This window comes from uncultured Citricoccus sp. (genome assembly GCF_937871995.1).
GTDB lineage: Bacteria > Actinomycetota > Actinomycetes > Actinomycetales > Micrococcaceae > Citricoccus.
Map to the genome: position 1 here is coordinate 12,553 of NZ_CALMQR010000148.1, position 14,546 is coordinate 27,098.

Annotated in this window: 20 protein-coding genes; 9 read left to right on the plus strand and 11 right to left on the minus strand. The window is 67.8% G+C overall.

What is annotated here, in order from left to right; genetic code table 11:
* Positions 1-303 precede the first annotated feature (303 nt).
* The 8 genes from Q0283_RS16885 to Q0283_RS16920 all read right to left on the minus strand — a co-directional run bounded on the left by Q0283_RS16885 (position 304) and on the right by Q0283_RS16920 (position 3,467).
* A complete protein-coding gene (locus Q0283_RS16885; RefSeq protein WP_298045757.1) occupies positions 304-588 on the minus strand; it encodes a hypothetical protein in 285 nt (94 codons plus the stop codon).
* Positions 589-613: 25 nt separating this feature from the next.
* Positions 614-943: a hypothetical protein gene (locus Q0283_RS16890; protein ID WP_298045758.1), complete on the minus strand. Its 330-nt coding sequence runs from the start codon at positions 941-943 to the stop codon at positions 614-616.
* A 227-nt stretch (positions 944-1,170) separates the two neighbouring features.
* Positions 1,171-1,344 carry a hypothetical protein gene (locus tag Q0283_RS16895; protein WP_298045759.1) on the minus strand — a complete coding sequence of 58 codons (174 nt, stop codon included), beginning with the start codon at positions 1,342-1,344 and terminating at the stop codon, positions 1,171-1,173.
* A 118-nt stretch (positions 1,345-1,462) separates the two neighbouring features.
* The gene (locus Q0283_RS16900) at positions 1,463-2,602 is read right to left on the minus strand and encodes an AAA family ATPase (RefSeq protein WP_298045760.1); all 1,140 of its coding nucleotides are present in this window, start codon (positions 2,600-2,602) and stop codon (positions 1,463-1,465) included.
* Positions 2,599-2,880 (minus strand): hypothetical protein, encoded by a 282-nt coding sequence (locus Q0283_RS16905; protein WP_298045761.1) that lies wholly within the window; start codon positions 2,878-2,880, stop codon positions 2,599-2,601. Before Q0283_RS16905 ends, Q0283_RS16900 begins: the two co-directional genes overlap by 4 nt.
* Positions 2,877-3,176 carry a hypothetical protein gene (locus tag Q0283_RS16910; RefSeq protein ID WP_298045763.1) on the minus strand — a complete coding sequence of 100 codons (300 nt, stop codon included), beginning with the start codon at positions 3,174-3,176 and terminating at the stop codon, positions 2,877-2,879. The genes Q0283_RS16905 and Q0283_RS16910 overlap by 4 nt, the downstream gene beginning before the upstream one ends.
* On the minus strand, positions 3,173-3,313 hold the full coding sequence (locus tag Q0283_RS16915; RefSeq protein ID WP_298045765.1) for a hypothetical protein: 141 nt from the start codon (positions 3,311-3,313) through the stop codon (positions 3,173-3,175). Before Q0283_RS16915 ends, Q0283_RS16910 begins: the two co-directional genes overlap by 4 nt.
* Before the next feature lie 4 nt (positions 3,314-3,317).
* Positions 3,318-3,467 (minus strand): helix-turn-helix domain-containing protein, encoded by a 150-nt coding sequence (locus Q0283_RS16920; RefSeq protein WP_298045767.1) that lies wholly within the window; start codon positions 3,465-3,467, stop codon positions 3,318-3,320.
* A gap of 756 nt (positions 3,468-4,223) precedes the next feature.
* Here Q0283_RS16920 and ybaK point away from each other — a divergent pair.
* On the plus strand, positions 4,224-4,730 hold the full coding sequence (gene ybaK, locus Q0283_RS16925; protein ID WP_298045769.1) for a Cys-tRNA(Pro) deacylase: 507 nt from the start codon (positions 4,224-4,226) through the stop codon (positions 4,728-4,730).
* Between the two features lie 82 nt (positions 4,731-4,812).
* Here ybaK and Q0283_RS16930 read toward each other — a convergent pair whose 3' ends face one another.
* The gene (locus Q0283_RS16930; protein WP_298045771.1) at positions 4,813-5,175 is read right to left on the minus strand and encodes a hypothetical protein; all 363 of its coding nucleotides are present in this window, start codon (positions 5,173-5,175) and stop codon (positions 4,813-4,815) included.
* Between the two features lie 56 nt (positions 5,176-5,231).
* Here Q0283_RS16930 and Q0283_RS16935 point away from each other — a divergent pair, with 56 nt between their 5' ends.
* Positions 5,232-6,083, plus strand: coding sequence for a biotin--[acetyl-CoA-carboxylase] ligase (locus tag Q0283_RS16935; protein ID WP_298045772.1), 852 nt, complete (start codon positions 5,232-5,234; stop codon positions 6,081-6,083).
* Positions 6,084-6,196: 113 nt separating this feature from the next.
* Here Q0283_RS16935 and Q0283_RS16940 read toward each other — a convergent pair whose 3' ends face one another.
* Entirely contained in the window at positions 6,197-7,099 is a 903-nt protein-coding gene (locus Q0283_RS16940; RefSeq protein WP_298045774.1) for a LysR family transcriptional regulator ArgP, read from the minus strand.
* A gap of 71 nt (positions 7,100-7,170) precedes the next feature.
* Here Q0283_RS16940 and Q0283_RS16945 point away from each other — a divergent pair, with 71 nt between their 5' ends.
* The 7 genes from Q0283_RS16945 (at position 7,171) to Q0283_RS16975 (ending at position 13,740) form a co-directional block, all read left to right on the plus strand.
* Entirely contained in the window at positions 7,171-7,767 is a 597-nt protein-coding gene (locus Q0283_RS16945; RefSeq protein WP_298045776.1) for a LysE/ArgO family amino acid transporter, read from the plus strand.
* Positions 7,768-7,873: 106 nt separating this feature from the next.
* Positions 7,874-8,809 carry a proline dehydrogenase family protein gene (locus Q0283_RS16950; protein WP_298045777.1) on the plus strand — a complete coding sequence of 312 codons (936 nt, stop codon included), beginning with the start codon at positions 7,874-7,876 and terminating at the stop codon, positions 8,807-8,809.
* 69 nt (positions 8,810-8,878) lie between these two features.
* Positions 8,879-9,874 carry a zinc-dependent alcohol dehydrogenase family protein gene (locus Q0283_RS16955; RefSeq protein WP_298045779.1) on the plus strand — a complete coding sequence of 332 codons (996 nt, stop codon included), beginning with the start codon at positions 8,879-8,881 and terminating at the stop codon, positions 9,872-9,874.
* A 244-nt stretch (positions 9,875-10,118) separates the two neighbouring features.
* Positions 10,119-10,733, plus strand: coding sequence for a recombinase family protein (locus Q0283_RS16960; RefSeq protein WP_298045780.1), 615 nt, complete (start codon positions 10,119-10,121; stop codon positions 10,731-10,733).
* 8 nt (positions 10,734-10,741) lie between these two features.
* Positions 10,742-12,139: a Mu transposase C-terminal domain-containing protein gene (locus Q0283_RS16965; RefSeq protein WP_298045782.1), complete on the plus strand. Its 1,398-nt coding sequence runs from the start codon at positions 10,742-10,744 to the stop codon at positions 12,137-12,139.
* Position 12,140: 1 nt separating this feature from the next.
* Complete coding sequence (locus Q0283_RS16970) at positions 12,141-12,977, plus strand: AAA family ATPase (protein WP_298045784.1); 837 nt, start codon at positions 12,141-12,143, stop codon at positions 12,975-12,977.
* 145 nt (positions 12,978-13,122) lie between these two features.
* Positions 13,123-13,740: a recombinase family protein gene (locus Q0283_RS16975; RefSeq protein ID WP_298045785.1), complete on the plus strand. Its 618-nt coding sequence runs from the start codon at positions 13,123-13,125 to the stop codon at positions 13,738-13,740.
* Between the two features lie 181 nt (positions 13,741-13,921).
* Here the strand turns inward: Q0283_RS16975 and Q0283_RS16980 are convergent, their stop codons facing one another.
* Positions 13,922-14,470 (minus strand): GrpB family protein, encoded by a 549-nt coding sequence (locus Q0283_RS16980; protein WP_298045787.1) that lies wholly within the window; start codon positions 14,468-14,470, stop codon positions 13,922-13,924.
* Positions 14,471-14,546: the final 76 nt, after the last annotated feature.

The following is a 14,546-nucleotide window of genomic DNA, read 5'->3' on the forward strand; positions in this document are numbered from 1 at the left end:
CACCAGCGCCGTCCATGAAATCAGACGATGCGATCCGCCCCATGGGGTCGGCCGACACGGGGCATCCGCCCTTGTCAAAGTCGCTTTGCATATCGACGGTTGGTAGCCTCGAGTGGTCCGGCGGCGCGTCCCCCTAAGTCGCCTGCCGGGCCTGCCGCGGTGCTGAGTCCCGCGGCGCGGCCGCCCTCTACTCATCCCCCATGCAGCGGAGGGCGGCCCTCCGCCTCCCAGTGGTCACACATGACGACGGCCCCTCACCTGTGATGGTGAGGGGCCGTCGCGCTGTCCGTGGGGCGCAGAGGGTCAGTCGTTCCTGGACCTGTAGTAGCTCGGCTCGGACCGGCCGAGGCGCGTTTCCATGACGTCGATCGCCGTCAGGAACACGTGGTGTCCCCATGGGTGCGCGCCATGCTTGTGCTGTAGGTCCCACACCTCGTCAACGCGGTAGGTCTGACCGCCTTCGTTCATGATGAATGAACCGACGGACGGGATGTGGTTTGCTTCATCGCTGTCCCACTGTTCGCCGTCGTCACCGTAGTAGTTGACATACAGCCTTGGTTCCGTGCGACGTGGCATTTTGGGTTCCATAGCTCTACCGTAGCTTCCGCTCTGGTCAGGCGGCCTTAGCGAGGGCTAGCAGCTTGCCCAGGTGCTCGTGCATCTGGCGGGCCTCTGCCAGGGACAGGGTGGTGTTCAGTTCCGGGACCACCAGGTCGATGGTGGTCACTTCCTCGTCATGGTCGTGGATCAGTTCCACGGTTGCCTCGGCCTTCGCGGTTCCCCAGTCGCCCCTGTCGTGGTGCCGGCAGAGCTCCACGTACTCGACTTCACTGCCGCAGCAGTCGGTGGCGCAGCGGTTGTCGGGGCGGCCGGCCGCGGTGCACCACGGCTTGCAAGCAGTAACGGTGGTCTCGTCGGTGATGGTGGTCGTTGTGGTGGTCATGGCTCTATGCGCAGCCGTGAGTCTCAGTGGTCACGAGACGGGCGCCTCGGGAGGGGGGTCGTTACTACGTAAGGGGTTCGCTCTTTTCGGGGGGTTCGGGGACTCTCCAGGATGGCGCTGGAGGCGAGCCCACGGGTCACCAATTGCCGGGCCGGGTGGTCGAGGTCGTGGGCCGTGTAGGCGGTCGGTGGAGGGGTGGTGATCTTGGGGCGGCGCTTGCCCATGGGTCAGTCCTCGGGGGTGGTGGTCGGGAGGGGTTCGGCGGGGGTGCCGTTGGCGTCGGCCATGGGCGGCCGTGTGCGGCGTCCTGCTTCGGGCTGGCGTAGTCCGTGCTTGGCCTCGAACACGGACCAGAACGTCATGGCTTTCCGTTCGGTGTGGGCGGGTTTCTTGGGGGTCATGTCGTCGTCCTGTTCCGTCCTGTTCTGTCCTGTTCTGGAGCAACTGGAGCAGGTAGTCGGTCGTCCTGTTCCCGGCCCACCATCTCCATAGGTGGGCCGGTGGAACAGGACGCGCCATTCATCCACCGGAACCACTCGGATAGGGCTTCACGTGGTGGTGAAGGGTGGCGTTATGCGACCCCGGCGAGGTGGTGATGTACCCCTGTGCCTCCAGGGTCTTGAGGGCTTCCCCGATGGCGGTGGCGTTGCCCGCTACCCCTTGGCGTACCTGCTTGCCGCTGGACGGTTCCGGGCGGTCTCGGACCCATTCGGAGACGCGGCGCAGGAGGTCCTGTTCCCGGTCGGCCTGTTCCTGTTCCGGGTCCAGTTCCCGGGCGGGGGGCTCCAGGGTGTACTGGATGCGGGTGGGGTTGGTTGAGTCGATGAGGGCGACGGCGACGGCCTGTGTGCGGTCTGACTTCCTCCAGGTGCCGCCGTGGGGGCGGACCTGCCCGGGACGGTCTTTCCCGACCCGTAGGGCGAGCTTGCCGGACATGCCCGCTCCCAGGGGCGCGAGGGGTTCCACGGTGTACGCGGCGCCGGTGAGGTAGGATATTTTTGCCTGTGCCCCGATGGCGTACCGGCCGCGGCCCTCGGTTGATTTGGTCACGTGGTCGATGACGAACACGGCGGCCCCGGTGCGTGCGGCGATGGTGCGGGGCACTTGCCGGCCCCACCGGGTCACCTCGTCGTTGTCGATGCTGGAGACACCAGACACGGCGAATGCTTCGGTCACGCCGTCGATGACGGCCAGCCGGTAGGGGCGGGACAGCAGGGCGGCCCATGCGTGGCGTTCCTCCGGGGGGCCCGCGTAGGGGTCGGTGTCAGGGTTCAGGTAGTCCAGCCCGTGGCGGATCTGTTCGGCGGTGGTGCCCATCTTCCGCAGCCGGTCCACGATCGTGCCGGGGTCGGATTCGTAGTCGATGAACAGGACGGGGTGTCCGGCCTTGAGCTCGTCGGCTACGACGGTGAGAGCGAGCATGGACTTCCCGGACTCGGATTCACCGGCCAGAGAGTGCACGTGCCCGGGGTATCCCAGGCACACGCCGTCCGTACGGGCCATGACGGTGGGGACGATGGGCGTCACGGTGCCGTTCACGTAGTCAGTCAGGTCCAGTGGCTCCCATGACGGGCGCACGTCCTCCGAGGCATAGGCGCCGTTTAGGTCGACGGGCTCGTCGGCGTCTACGGGCGGGGGGATGACGTAGGTATGCGTCATGCGTCTACCCCCTGCCGGTGCTCGGCATGGAACTGGGCCACGGACCGGCGGTGTGCTGCCTCCGCTCCGTCCCACTGGGGGAACATGGCGGCCACGCTGGTGGCGATGGCGGGGTGCGTGTGTTCGCACGGGGTGAGGGTTGCCAGGGCGCGGGCGTATCCCATGCGGTCCCCGTCCTCGAGTCCGGTCAGGTAGATGGCGCGGGCGTCCGGGTCGGCCAGGATCAGCAGGTCATAGTCCCCGCCGTAGGGGCGCGGTGCGTCCGGTGTGGTGGTCACTGCTTCACCGGCCTATTGGTCCACCCGGTGCCGGTGGCGGTCGCCAGCTGGCAAAGGGTGAGGGACGTGGCCTGTCCACGTTCCACGGCCTTGTCCATTGCACGCTGTGCGGCGCTCAGGTTGACGAAAAAGCGGCGACGGTATCGGACTTCACCGGCCACCTTCCACGCCACCATGACGACGTGGACGCCGTTCAACATGACCTCGGGGTCCGGTAGGGTGCTGGTGTCGGTGGTGATCGACTTCGAGGCCGCTCCGGGTGCCAGTTCGGGGTGGCTTTGTCGTGTCTGGGTCATGCGGCCACCGCCTGCGGTACGGGGCGCAGGAGGGCGGTGAGGCGGTCGCGCTGACTCGGGGTGAGTGCCGGGGCATCGGCGACGCGGGCGGCCACGTAGGCGGCCAGAGCGTCGGGGCATGTGGTGGTCTGTGCCATGGGGCTACCGCCTGAACGCCGCGGCTACCTGCTCGGGGTCCAGCCTGTGCTGGTGCCCCACGCGGTGCGACGTGAGCACTCCGCGTTGGATGAGCCGGTAGACGGTGTTGACGTGGACGCCGTAGTCGTCGGCCACGTCCTGAGGCTTCACCATGACGCGGCGTCGCGTATGGGGATCACCTACAGTGGGGGTCGGGTGGGCTGTTGTGCTCACCGGCGCACCTCTTTCTGACAGTTGGGGCGTGCGCGTGACCTAGGCCGGGTGCAACCGGCCTTCGGTCTGGAAGGCTCCCCGTCGATCTGTGGAAGGTGACTCGGGGGGCCTTCTGCTTTGCCCTGGTGGGGGTTGGTGAGACCAGTCAACCACTGGTGAGTAGAGGTCATTTGCCCGCCTGACCTGCGCATACCTAGGCACGCCTACGCACGGTGTTGAGTCGCGTTGCATGGTGTTGCGTCGTGTTGGTTGGTGTTGAGTCACCTAGGCCAGATTCGTTATCAATTTGTGACATACAAGTTTGGTGACACCGCCGTGGCGCGCCTTCTCAATAACGGTGGTCAGGCGCGACACCAGAGACGACAAAGCCGGCCGCGTGATTCTGTGAATCGCAGAGATAAGTGGCCTGATTTCCGCAGAGCAATCTGCCCGCTCGCACGTGTGTGCGCGAGGAAAGGTGAAGGTTCCGGCATCGGCGGAGTTCGGCTGTCACATTGACTGCCGCAACCACCGTCTGCGCGACGTAGAATAGATGACGGGTGTGGCCTTTGGAGTTATGTGGCGGTGTTTCTTCGGATTTATCTGGCGGCGCATGGTCCTGACTCATGAGGTGCCGGCCGCAACCGTGGCTTCCTGAAACGCCCGGGTCCAGTTAGGACCCGCCCGAGCAGGCGCCGGGATGGGCAAGATAGGGCTATGAAAGCCACCAAGTCGGCTCGACGTGCCGCCGCTACCCCTGCGCTGCGCCTGCTGCAACAGGCAGACGTCCCGCACACCGTGCGCTCCTATGAGCACGACCCGACCAGCGAGCTGCCCTTCGGCCTGGAGGCGGCCGCGGCGCTGGGCGTGGACCCGGCGCGGGTCTACAAGACCCTGCTGGCCGATGTCGACGGCGCATTGGTGGTGGCGATTCTGCCCGTGGCCGAGCGCCTGGACCTCAAGGCCCTGGCCGCAGCGATGGGCGGACGGCGCGCGGCGATGGTCGATCCGGCCCTGGCCGAACGGGTGACCGGTTACGTCGTCGGTGGGATCTCGCCCTTCGGCCAGCGCAAGCGCCTACCGACCGTGCTGGACGAGAGGGCTTTGGAGCACGAGAGGGTGCTCGTCAGTGCCGGTCGGCGCGGCCTCGAGGTCGAGCTTGCGCCCGCCGACCTCGTCGCACTCACCGGGGCGATGACGGCTCGGGTGTGGCGGGAGGCTTGAGCGACGGTTCAGCGGTGACTGTTGCGGCAGAGCGTGTCAGGCAAACAGTGCCACGTGGGTGTCCCCGTTTTCTGTCTCAGCACTAGGCCTGGAGCACGCCATAGACCAAGAGGGGCATCGCGCAGACCAAGGTGATCAGCGTCGCGACGGCGTGCTTCTTACCTTCCTCGTCTATGTTGCCCGGCCAGATGAGTATCACGGCGCTGATGAGGATGCTCCCTACGGCCAGGACGATAGCGACCCACCAGAGGACGGGCAGGCTGTCGGCCTGCCACTGTGGATTCTGGAAGTACCCAAGGAGGACGCCGGCGACCCAGATCGCGAAGGCGGCAATCATGGCTGCTAGGGCACCGCTAAATGTGTCTCGCCAGAACTTCTCGTCCGTGAGCCACTTCAGTGGCCACCGCAATACACTCACCCGTTCCTCGTCCTGCTCATCTGCCATGACGTCAGGCTAGGCGAACGGGCGGGAGGGGTTTCCCGGGCGGGTATACCTAGAGCATGGCCGATGACACGTCCCCTGACCACGCCGGCGCCGACGCGATCCCGCCGGTGACGTGGGTCGAGCACACTGCGTCCACCCAGCAGGCCGTCCTTGAGCGCATCGCAGCGGAAGCCGGACAGTGGCCGCACCTGCGGGCCCTGGCAACCGTGGACCAGCGCGCCGGACGCGGGCGTCGGGGCCGGGATTGGACCGCCCCGGCCGGCACCGCCGTGTCCGTCTCGGTCGTCGTCCGGCCCGACCTTCCGGTCGAGCTCTTCAGCTGGGTCACCCTGGTGACCGCGGCCGCCACCGCGGGCGAACTGCAGCGCCGGGGCATCCCGGCCAGGGCGAAGTGGCCCAATGACGTCCTGGCCGAGGACGGCCGCAAGCTCTGCGGCATCCTCGCCAGTGTGCTCCCGGACCAGAGCGGATTGGTCCTGGGCCTGGGACTCAATCTCGACTTCGGCGCCCACGGTGCGCCGGTGCCCACCGCGACGGCGATGGCGGACTGGCTGCCCGTCGGCCAGTCACCGGAGCCTGCCGAGGTCCTGGGTGGACTCCTGCGGGCGTTGGGCCGGGCGATGGACGACTTCTGCGTGTGCGTCCGTGCGAACCCCGGCGAGGTGGACGGCACGCATCCGGCCCCCCAAGCCGTCATCACACGGATGGCCACGCTGGGGACCGCCGTGCGGGCTCACCTGGCAGACGGTTCCGAGCTGGAGGGCACCGCCCGCGGTCTGGGCCCGGGCGGGACCCTGCTGATCGAACCGGCCGACCGTGACGCGATGGGGACAGGGATCGTCGGCGCCACCCGGCGCGGGGAGCTGCTCGAGGTCTCCGCCGCCGACGTCGTGCATCTGCGTCGCTGATCCGGATTCAGCGACGACCCCACCAGGAGCCGGCGCCGCGGCCGGGCCGATCCGGGCGGGCGGACTATCGGTCGGGAGGCGGGCGCGGTGCCGGGCGTGGACCGCACGCGGGTCTATCGGGTTGCTTTCGGCCCCTCTGGTGCGGTGGTGCGCAGCAGCTCTCGGCTGGCCTGGCGCACGGCGGCGGTGATGCGGTTCAGCCGTTCGGAATCCAGGGTCCAGGTCTGCCAGTACAGGGCCACGTCGTGGTGGGCGTGGTCCTCAAGCAGGACCAGGGACCCGTCGGTGAGGTCGGTGCCCAGTTGGATCTCCGGGATCATGCCCCAGCCCAGGCCGGCCCGGACGGCGGCGAGAAATCCCTCGGAGGACGGGATGGTGTGCGTGGACGCACCCGGGGCGACACCCCGGGCGTGCAGGACCTGGTGTTGCAGATCGTCCTTGGTGTTGAACTGGATCACGGGCATGCGCGCCCAGTCCAGGCCGGCGTCGGTGGTGAACCGCTGGCGCAGTGCAGGGGTGGCCACGGGGACGTAGCGCATGAAGCCCAGCCGTTCGGCCCGGCACCCACTGACCGGGGTGGGGTCGGCGGTGACGGCCCCGATGACGTCTCCCCGGCGCAGCAACTGGCTGCTGTGGTCTTGGTCTTCCACATGTAGCTTCAGGGTGGTCTCGGGCCATCCGGCCACCTCGTGGAGGACGGGCACGAACCAGGTGGCCAGGGAATCAGCGTTGACGGCCACCGGGGTCACGCTCTGGAACGAGGAACCCTCGCCCAGCCGGCTCCAGGTCTCCGCTTCCAGGACCTGGACCTGACGAGCCATGCGCAGCAGCACTGCCCCGGCCTCTGTGGGGGTACAGGGCACGCCCCGACGGATCACCACCTGACCCAGGGAGGCCTCCAGGGCCTTGATGCGCTGGCTGACCGCTGAGGGGCTGATGCGCAGACAGTCCGCGGCGGCCTCAAAGCTTTCCTCGTCGATGATGGCCACCAGGGCGCGCAACTGATCGAAGTTCATGAAGCAAAACTAATCCATCCATCGATTCATTCATTTGTCTGCATCGGGGGCGCTGGCTAGCGTCGAGGACCATGTGGAGCGTCTGGGGTGCGGGGCTGATGACTGGGCTGGCCTTGATCGTGGCCATCGGGGCGCAGAACGCCTTCGTGCTGCGCCAGGGCATCCGCCGGGAACATGTCGGGGTGGTGGTGGCCCTGTGCATGGTCAGCGACGCGGTGTTGATCCTCGGCGGCACCGCGGGGATCGGGGCGGTGGTCTCCCGGTTCCCCTGGGCCCTGGACGTGCTGCGCTGGGGCGGGGCCGCCTATCTGACGTGGTGGGCAGTGCGGTCCTTCATCTCGGCCCTGAAGCCGTCTTCCCTGACCGCCGAGGCCCCGCGGTCGCGGGGATCGGTCATCGCCACCACGTTGGCCCTGACCTATCTGAATCCCCACGTCTACCTCGACACCGTGGTGCTGCTGGGCAGCCTGGCCAACCAGCACGGCCCGGAGGCCCGGTGGGTCTTCGCCATCGGCGCCGTGGTGGGCAGCGTGGCGTGGTTCAGTGCGCTGGGCTACGGCGCCCGAGCGTTGTCGGGACCGCTCAACAGTCCGCGCACCTGGCGCGTCGTGGACGTGGTGATCGGCGTCGTAATGCTCGCCTTGGCCATCAACCTGATCCGCGGCTGATCCCGTCGCGGCGCGCAATAACCGGTGCGGTGGCAGTCTGTGGCCGTTGAGGCCAATAGTCTCCCTCCCAGGAGTGCCGACAGATCAACAAGGGAGTTGGGTGCGGATGAGCGAACGGGACACGGCCGCGGATGTGCTGCGCGCGTGGGCGTTGGATGAGGACCTGAAGCACAAGGTGATGTCCTCCCCACCGCTGGCCAGGATGGCCACGAAGATCGCCCGGCAGTACTCGGCCGGCGACACGGTCGAGGACGCGCTGGCGTCGGCTCGGCGCAGCATGGCCCGCGGGCACCTGGTCAGCCTGGAATACGCCGGGGAAAGCGTCCGGGACGCTGAGCTGGCACAGGCGGAGACCGCGGTGTTCCTGGAGCTGATCTCCGCGCTGCGGGAGGCGCAGATCCCCAGCACCGTGTCCTTCGACCTCTCGCACATCGGCTCGCTCGTGGACCCGGACCTGGCCGCGCAGAACGCCCGGGCCATGGCCGATGCCCTGGCGCCGCTGGGCACCGCCCTGATGATCTCGGCCGAGGGTTCCGAGCGCACCGACCTCGTCCTGGATACCTACGACGCCCTCAGCCGGGAGGGAATGCCCGTGGGCATCACCGTCCAGGCCCGGCTGCACCGCACGGAAGCGGACCTGGACCGGGTCCTGGAACGCCCGGGGGTGATCCGCCTGGTCAAGGGGGCCTTCCTCGAACCGGCCGAGACCGCCTACCCGCGCGGCAGCGCCGAGCTGCGCGAGGCCTACCTGCGCCTGGCCGGGCGCATCCTGCAGGCCGGCCACCCGCTGTCCGTGGCCACCCACGATGCCGGGCTGATCGACGACCTGATCACCGCGCACCCCGACCTGATCCGCCAGCCCCAGGTGGAGTTCGAGATGCTGCTCGGGCTGGGCACCGCCACCCTGGACCGCTTGCACCAGGAAGGGCACACCACCCGGGAGTACTCCATCTTCGGCGACCAGTGGTGGCTGTACGTCCTGAACCGCATCGCCGAGGACCCCGAACGGGTCTTCGGCGCGATCATCGCCGCCGCCAGCTAGACCCCGGCACCTCGCCTGCCACGACGAAAGACACGGGCACTGCGCAGAGAGGGGCAGAGAAGGAACGACATGACCCACGCCGGAACAGGGCTCATCGCCCGCTCCTTCGGGGATCCCTTGCAGGTCCTGCAGCTCGCCACGGTAGACCCCCAACCGGTGCGCCGCGGGCAGGCGGCGGTGCGGATGATCGCCTCCCCGATCAACCCCTCCGACCTGATCCCCGTGACCGGGGCCTACGCCTCTCGGACCGCTCTGCCCTTCATCCCGGGCTTCGAAGGAGTCGGCGTCGTCGAAGCCCTGGGCGGGCCTTCCGGGGGGCTGCGGGTCGGGCAGCGCGTGCTGCCCATCGGCTCGGCCGGAGGCTGGCAGAGCACCAAGGTCCTCGACGCCGATTGGTGCGTCTCGGTCCCCGACGACCTCGACGACGCGGCCGCGGCGACCGCCTACATCAACCCGCTCACCGCCCTGCGAATGGTCCAGCTGCACGCCAGCACCGGTGACGTGCGCACCGCGGCCGTGAACGCAGCGGGATCCTCCATCGCCCAGATCATTGCGCGCCTTCTGCAACAGCGCGGCATCCGCACCATCGGACTGGGCCGGCACCCCCAACCCGAGGACCAACACCAGGCCGGCTACTGGACCGAGTACCTGCACCTGCCGGCCGGCCACGCCGAGCGGCAACTAGAAGAGGACGACCGGCTTTCCGGCGTCGACGTGGTCTTCGACTGCGTGGGCGGGGCCCAGGGAACGGCCCTCGCGCAACGGCTCCGCACCGGCGGACGGCTCGTGCACTACGGGCTGCTCTCAGGTCAGCCGCTACTGCCCTCGTTGTCGCATCAACGTCCCGACATCACGATCGACATGTTCCGCCTGCGCACCTGGATTCACTCCGCGAACAAGACCTCCATCACCGAGGCCTTCGCCACCGTCTTCGACCTCATCCGAACCGGGCATATCCAGACACGCATCCAAGCCGAGCTGCCCCTGGGCGAAGCCCTCTCCGGCATCAGGACCTCACTGCGCCAGGCCTCGGCCGGCAAGGTGCTCCTCCGTCCGCAGTGGTAGGCGGGCAAGACTCCACGCCTCTAACCATCACCCAAGTGGTGTTAAGGCCTCTAGGGACCTGCTATCGGCCGTCCAGGGCTTTCTGCACCTGAGCTCTGAGAGTGGCAAAAACGACCGTTTCCGCTACATCGGAGAAGTCGCAGCGGCGAGTGTCGTGAAGCGTCCCTTTTGTGTAGCGAAACTGCGTCGCGGAATCTATGCCCAGATACGGACACCGGACGACGAGTTCCGGTACATTCTGGGCATGGGTGAGCTGCTGGGCTATGCGCGGGTGTCGACGACGGATCAGGATGCGGCACTGCAGATCGATGCGCTCAAGGCCGCCGGCTGCTATCGCGTGTTCGTGGACACCGGGTCCGGGGCGTTGGCGTCCCGGCCGGAACTGGAGAAACTGCTGGACCAGTTGCGCCCCGGAGACACCCTGGTGGTGTGGCGCCTGGACCGGCTGGGCCGGTCGATCCGGCACCTGATCGACCAACTCCAGGCCCTGGCCGACCGGGGTGTGGGGTTCCGCTCCCTGCAGGAGACCATCGACACGACCTCCTCGGGTGGCCGGCTGGTGTTCCACGTCTTCGCCGCCCTGGCCGAGTTCGAGCGGGACCTGATCCGAGAGCGCACCAATGCGGGGCTGGCCGCCGCCCGGGCCCGGGGCCGGTCCGGAGGCCGACCCCCGGCGCTGTCGGCCGAGCAGGTGCGGGCTGCCCGGCGGATGTACGAACAGCAAGAATTGACCGTGGCCCAGATCGGCCAGGTGCTCGGGGTCAGCCGGACCACCATCTACCGGGCCCTGGAACGCGGACACGACCGGCCGGAAAAGGCCCGGCCGGCCCGGCGCCGGCGGACCAGGAAGACCGCATAGGCCCGGTCATGGCGGCGGCCGGGCGGTGGGAGATCCTGCGACTGCACGTCGAGGACGGAATCCCCCTGACCGCACTGGCCCAGGACACCGGCATCGGGTTGCGCACCCTGCAGCGCTTGCACGCCCGATACAAGACCCACGGCTACACCGGTCTGCAAGACGGTCCTCGAGCTGACGCCGGCAGCCACCGGGTCCCAAAGGAGCTGGTGACGCTGATCGAGGGACTGGCCCTGTCCCGACCCCGGCCGGCCATGAGCACCGTGCGCCGCCGCATCGCCCCGATCTGTACCGCACGGGGCTGGCCGGTGCCCTCCTACGGGGTGGTCCGGTCCATCATTCAGGCCCTGGATCCGGACATGGTCACCCTCGCCCTCGAGGGGCCGGCAGCGTACCGGGACAAGTACGAACTGGCCCTGCGCTGGGCGGCCGAGCGGCCCAATGCGCTCTGGCAGGCCGACCACACCCTGCTCGACCTCCTCATCCTCGGCCCCAACGGCAAACCGGCCCGGCCCTGGCTGACCACGATCCTCGACGATCACTCCCGCGCAGTCTGCGGGTACACCGTCTTCCTCGGGGCGCCCTCAGCCATGAACACCGCCCTGGCCCTGCGCCAGGGGATCTGGCCCAAGACCCGACCGGACTGGCCCATGTGCGGAATCCCCGAGGTGCTCTACGTCGACCACGGGTCGGACTTCACCAGCCAGCAGCTCCGCACCACGGCCGTGGACCTGCACATCCGCCTGATCCACTCCACCGTCGCCCGGCCCCAGGGCCGCGGGAAGATCGAGCGATTCTTCAGCACGGTGAACACCGAGCTACTCACCACGCTGCCCGGGCACACCGTCCGCGGCCAGCCCACCCCCACACCGAAACTGTCCCTGGCCGAACTGGACCGAACGCTGGAGGAATTCATCGTCACCTACAACGACCGTGCGCACAGCGAACTGGGCACCACCCCGCGGGCGGCATGGATCGCCGAGGGCTGGCTACCCCGGCTGCCCGAATCCGTGGAGGCCCTGGACGGACTGCTGCTCACCGTCGCCCAGTCCCGAATCGTGCGCCGCGACGGCATCCACTTCCAGGGCCTGCGGTATACCTCTCCCACGCTGGCCGGTTACGTCGGTCAAGCCGTGGTGATCCGCTACGACCCCCGGGACATCACCGAGATCCGGGTCTTCGACCATGACGCATTCCTGTGCAAGGCCGTGAACCCAGACCACCAGACCGAGGCGGTCAGCCTCAAGGACGTCCAGGCGGCCCGCAATACCCGCCGCCGGGCCCTGCGGACCGGGATCCACGAACGCATCGCCGTCCTTGCCTCCACCACCGAGGCCCCGCCCCCGGCCAGCACCGCCCCGGCCCCAGAACCACGGCGGCCGAAGCTGAAGGTCTACCAGGAGGACTGATGTGAGCCAGAGCTTCATCGTCACCAAGGAACATCGCCGCTTCACCGAGTTCGCCGATGCCGTGCGCCGCCAGCGCACCATCGGGTTGTGCTTCGGTCCGGCAGGCGTCGGCAAGACCCTCTCGGCCCGCCGGTACGCGCATTGGGACAAGACCGGTGAACTCCTCACCCACTGGGGCCCCCGCTCCGAGAAGGACCCCAAGATCTACGCCGCCGTCGCCCGAGCGCGCACCGTGCTCTACACCCCTAGCGTGCTCACCGGCCCGAAAAGCTTGAAGCAAGAGCTCGACCAGATCATTGCCCGCGCCAACATCTGCATCCACCAGCACCTCTCACCCCCAAATCAAGAGGCACCAGAGACCTGGAGTTGGAGCTGGGAGCGGGGCCGGCACCACGGCACCAACCACGTCGAACTGATCATCGTCGATGAATCCGAACGCCTCCGCGCGACCGCGCTGGAATTACTGCGGGATTTCTACGACCGCGACAACATCGCCCTGATCTTGATCGGCATGCCCGGCCTGGAAAAGCAGTTCGCCCACTACCCCCAGTTCTACAGCCGGGTCGGCTTCGCCCACCAATACCGCCCCCTCAGCCAGGACGAGATGCTGTTCGTCCTGAAACGCCATTGGAAGGCCCTGGGCAAGACCCTGGATCCTGCGGACTTCACCGACACCCAGGCGATCGCCGCCATCACCCGCATCACCCGCGGCAACTTCCGGCTCCTGGAACGCCTCTTCCCTCAGATTCAGCGTGTTCTGAAGATCAACGAGCTCGACACCATCACCAACGACGTCATCGAAGCCGCCGCCAGCATCCTCGTCATCGGCAACACCTGAACCCCGACCGCCATCAAGCACCGAAAAACCACCGCCACCTAAAGGTGAAAGGCACAGACGGGTTATGTGACATTTTTCGTGATTTCTTGGCTTCGAGGTCGCTTTGTCACGTAAACGATCGAATAAATGACAGTGGAGGTGCGCGGTGCTGGTGGGGTACATGCGAGTCTCGAAGGCCGACGGATCCCAGACCACCGACCTGCAACGCGATGCCCTGCTCGCCGCCGGCGTGAAGCCCAAGGCCCTGTACGAGGACAAGGCCTCCGGCAAGACCGACGACCGCCCCCACCTGGCCGCCTGCCTGAAGGCCCTGCGGGACGGGGACACCCTGCTGGTGTGGAAGCTCGACCGGCTGGGCCGGGACCTGCGGCACCTGGTCAACATCGTCCACGACCTCACCGAGCGCGGCGTGGGCCTGAAGGTGCTCACCGGCCAGGGCGCGGCCATCGACACCACCACCGCCTCGGGCAAGCTGGTGTTCGGCATCTTCGCGGCCCTGGCCGAGTTCGAACGCGAGCTGATCTCCGAACGTACCAAGGCCGGCCTGGCCTCGGCCCGGGCCCGGGGCCGCAAGGGCGGCCGGCCGTACAAGATGACCCCGGCCAAGATCCGCCTGGCCATGGCCTCGATGGGCCAGAAGGACACCAACGTCAGTGCCCTGTGCAAGGAGCTCGGCATCACCCGCCAGACCCTCTACCGCCACGTCTCACCCACCGGGGAGCTGCGCGAAGCCGGACAGAAAGTGCTGGCCCAACGCCGATGACCACCGCGGGCCACGGAGCTGTGTGCCGCAGATGGTGACCCGCCCGGGGGCGTGCCGTATGACGTGCCGTCGCGGGACGGACCACCGGGCGGGTCATACGGGATGCCCCTAGTGGCGTGCCACTGTTCATCCATGTCGGCTGCGAGTGTGTCCGGTGGGGGTTCCGGCTGTGGGACGGTTCTCACCCCTGGTCCGGAATTTCCGGCATACCGAGGACGCTACGGACGAACTTCGCCTTCCCGGCCGAATACGCCTCACGGTCTGTGGCGTGTTTCGCGGCCAGCGCCCGCTTCAGCTCCGCGTAGCGGTGCGTGAGCTCCGGGTCTGCTCGTAGCGCATCGCGGAACTCTAGCTGCTCTGTCCAGCGCGGGCTGCCGGCCGGTAGCAGATGCAGATGCGCTGCCCGGTGCTCGTCAATGACTTGGACCAGAAAGCGACGCCACGGTCGAGCGTCAAGCTCGGGAGGCACGAAGTGCCAGCCGGCTGGCAACAAGACTCGCGCTACAGCGTCCGAGCACCCGAGGTCGACGACCGCGGCCTGCACATCAACGATCGGCTTGGATGCCAGGCCGGGCACCGCAGTCGAGCCGACGTGTTGCGTCGGCTCGACCAACCAGTCTGCGAGTACGGCATCCAGTTCCCGGCACAGCCGAGCGCCCCGCCGCTGCCAGTCCTCATGGGGTGGCTGAACACGCACCTGTTCGATCGCCCATGCTGGCCATTCGTCCATGTGGGCATCTTCCCACTCATCGATCCGCCTGCGGCACAGTGTTGACGTCGCCTGCTCGGTTCACGAATGCCACGTC

Bases quoted from the DNA above. Each gene is read 5' to 3' on its own strand.
- Q0283_RS16960 (WP_298045780.1), top strand. From the start codon at position 10,119: ATGGGTGAGCTGCTGGGCTATGCGCGGGTGTCGACGACGGATCAGGAT.
- ybaK (WP_298045769.1), top strand. From the start codon at position 4,224: ATGAAAGCCACCAAGTCGGCTCGACGTGCCGCCGCTACCCCTGCGCTG.
- Q0283_RS16915 (WP_298045765.1), bottom strand. From the start codon at position 3,313: ATGGCACAGACCACCACATGCCCCGACGCTCTGGCCGCCTACGTGGCC.
- Q0283_RS16895 (WP_298045759.1), bottom strand. From the start codon at position 1,344: ATGACCCCCAAGAAACCCGCCCACACCGAACGGAAAGCCATGACGTTC.
- Q0283_RS16940 (WP_298045774.1), bottom strand. From the start codon at position 7,099: ATGAACTTCGATCAGTTGCGCGCCCTGGTGGCCATCATCGACGAGGAA.
- Q0283_RS16965 (WP_298045782.1), top strand. From the start codon at position 10,742: ATGGCGGCGGCCGGGCGGTGGGAGATCCTGCGACTGCACGTCGAGGAC.
- Q0283_RS16930 (WP_298045771.1), bottom strand. From the start codon at position 5,175: ATGGCAGATGAGCAGGACGAGGAACGGGTGAGTGTATTGCGGTGGCCA.
- Q0283_RS16935 (WP_298045772.1), top strand. From the start codon at position 5,232: ATGGCCGATGACACGTCCCCTGACCACGCCGGCGCCGACGCGATCCCG.
- Q0283_RS16955 (WP_298045779.1), top strand. From the start codon at position 8,879: ATGACCCACGCCGGAACAGGGCTCATCGCCCGCTCCTTCGGGGATCCC.
- Q0283_RS16950 (WP_298045777.1), top strand. From the start codon at position 7,874: ATGAGCGAACGGGACACGGCCGCGGATGTGCTGCGCGCGTGGGCGTTG.
- Q0283_RS16910 (WP_298045763.1), bottom strand. From the start codon at position 3,176: ATGACCCAGACACGACAAAGCCACCCCGAACTGGCACCCGGAGCGGCC.
- Q0283_RS16945 (WP_298045776.1), top strand. From the start codon at position 7,171: ATGTGGAGCGTCTGGGGTGCGGGGCTGATGACTGGGCTGGCCTTGATC.
- Q0283_RS16885 (WP_298045757.1), bottom strand. From the start codon at position 588: ATGGAACCCAAAATGCCACGTCGCACGGAACCAAGGCTGTATGTCAAC.
- Q0283_RS16900 (WP_298045760.1), bottom strand. From the start codon at position 2,602: ATGACGCATACCTACGTCATCCCCCCGCCCGTAGACGCCGACGAGCCC.
- Q0283_RS16920 (WP_298045767.1), bottom strand. From the start codon at position 3,467: ATGGTGAAGCCTCAGGACGTGGCCGACGACTACGGCGTCCACGTCAAC.
- Q0283_RS16890 (WP_298045758.1), bottom strand. From the start codon at position 943: ATGACCACCACAACGACCACCATCACCGACGAGACCACCGTTACTGCT.
- Q0283_RS16980 (WP_298045787.1), bottom strand. From the start codon at position 14,470: ATGGACGAATGGCCAGCATGGGCGATCGAACAGGTGCGTGTTCAGCCA.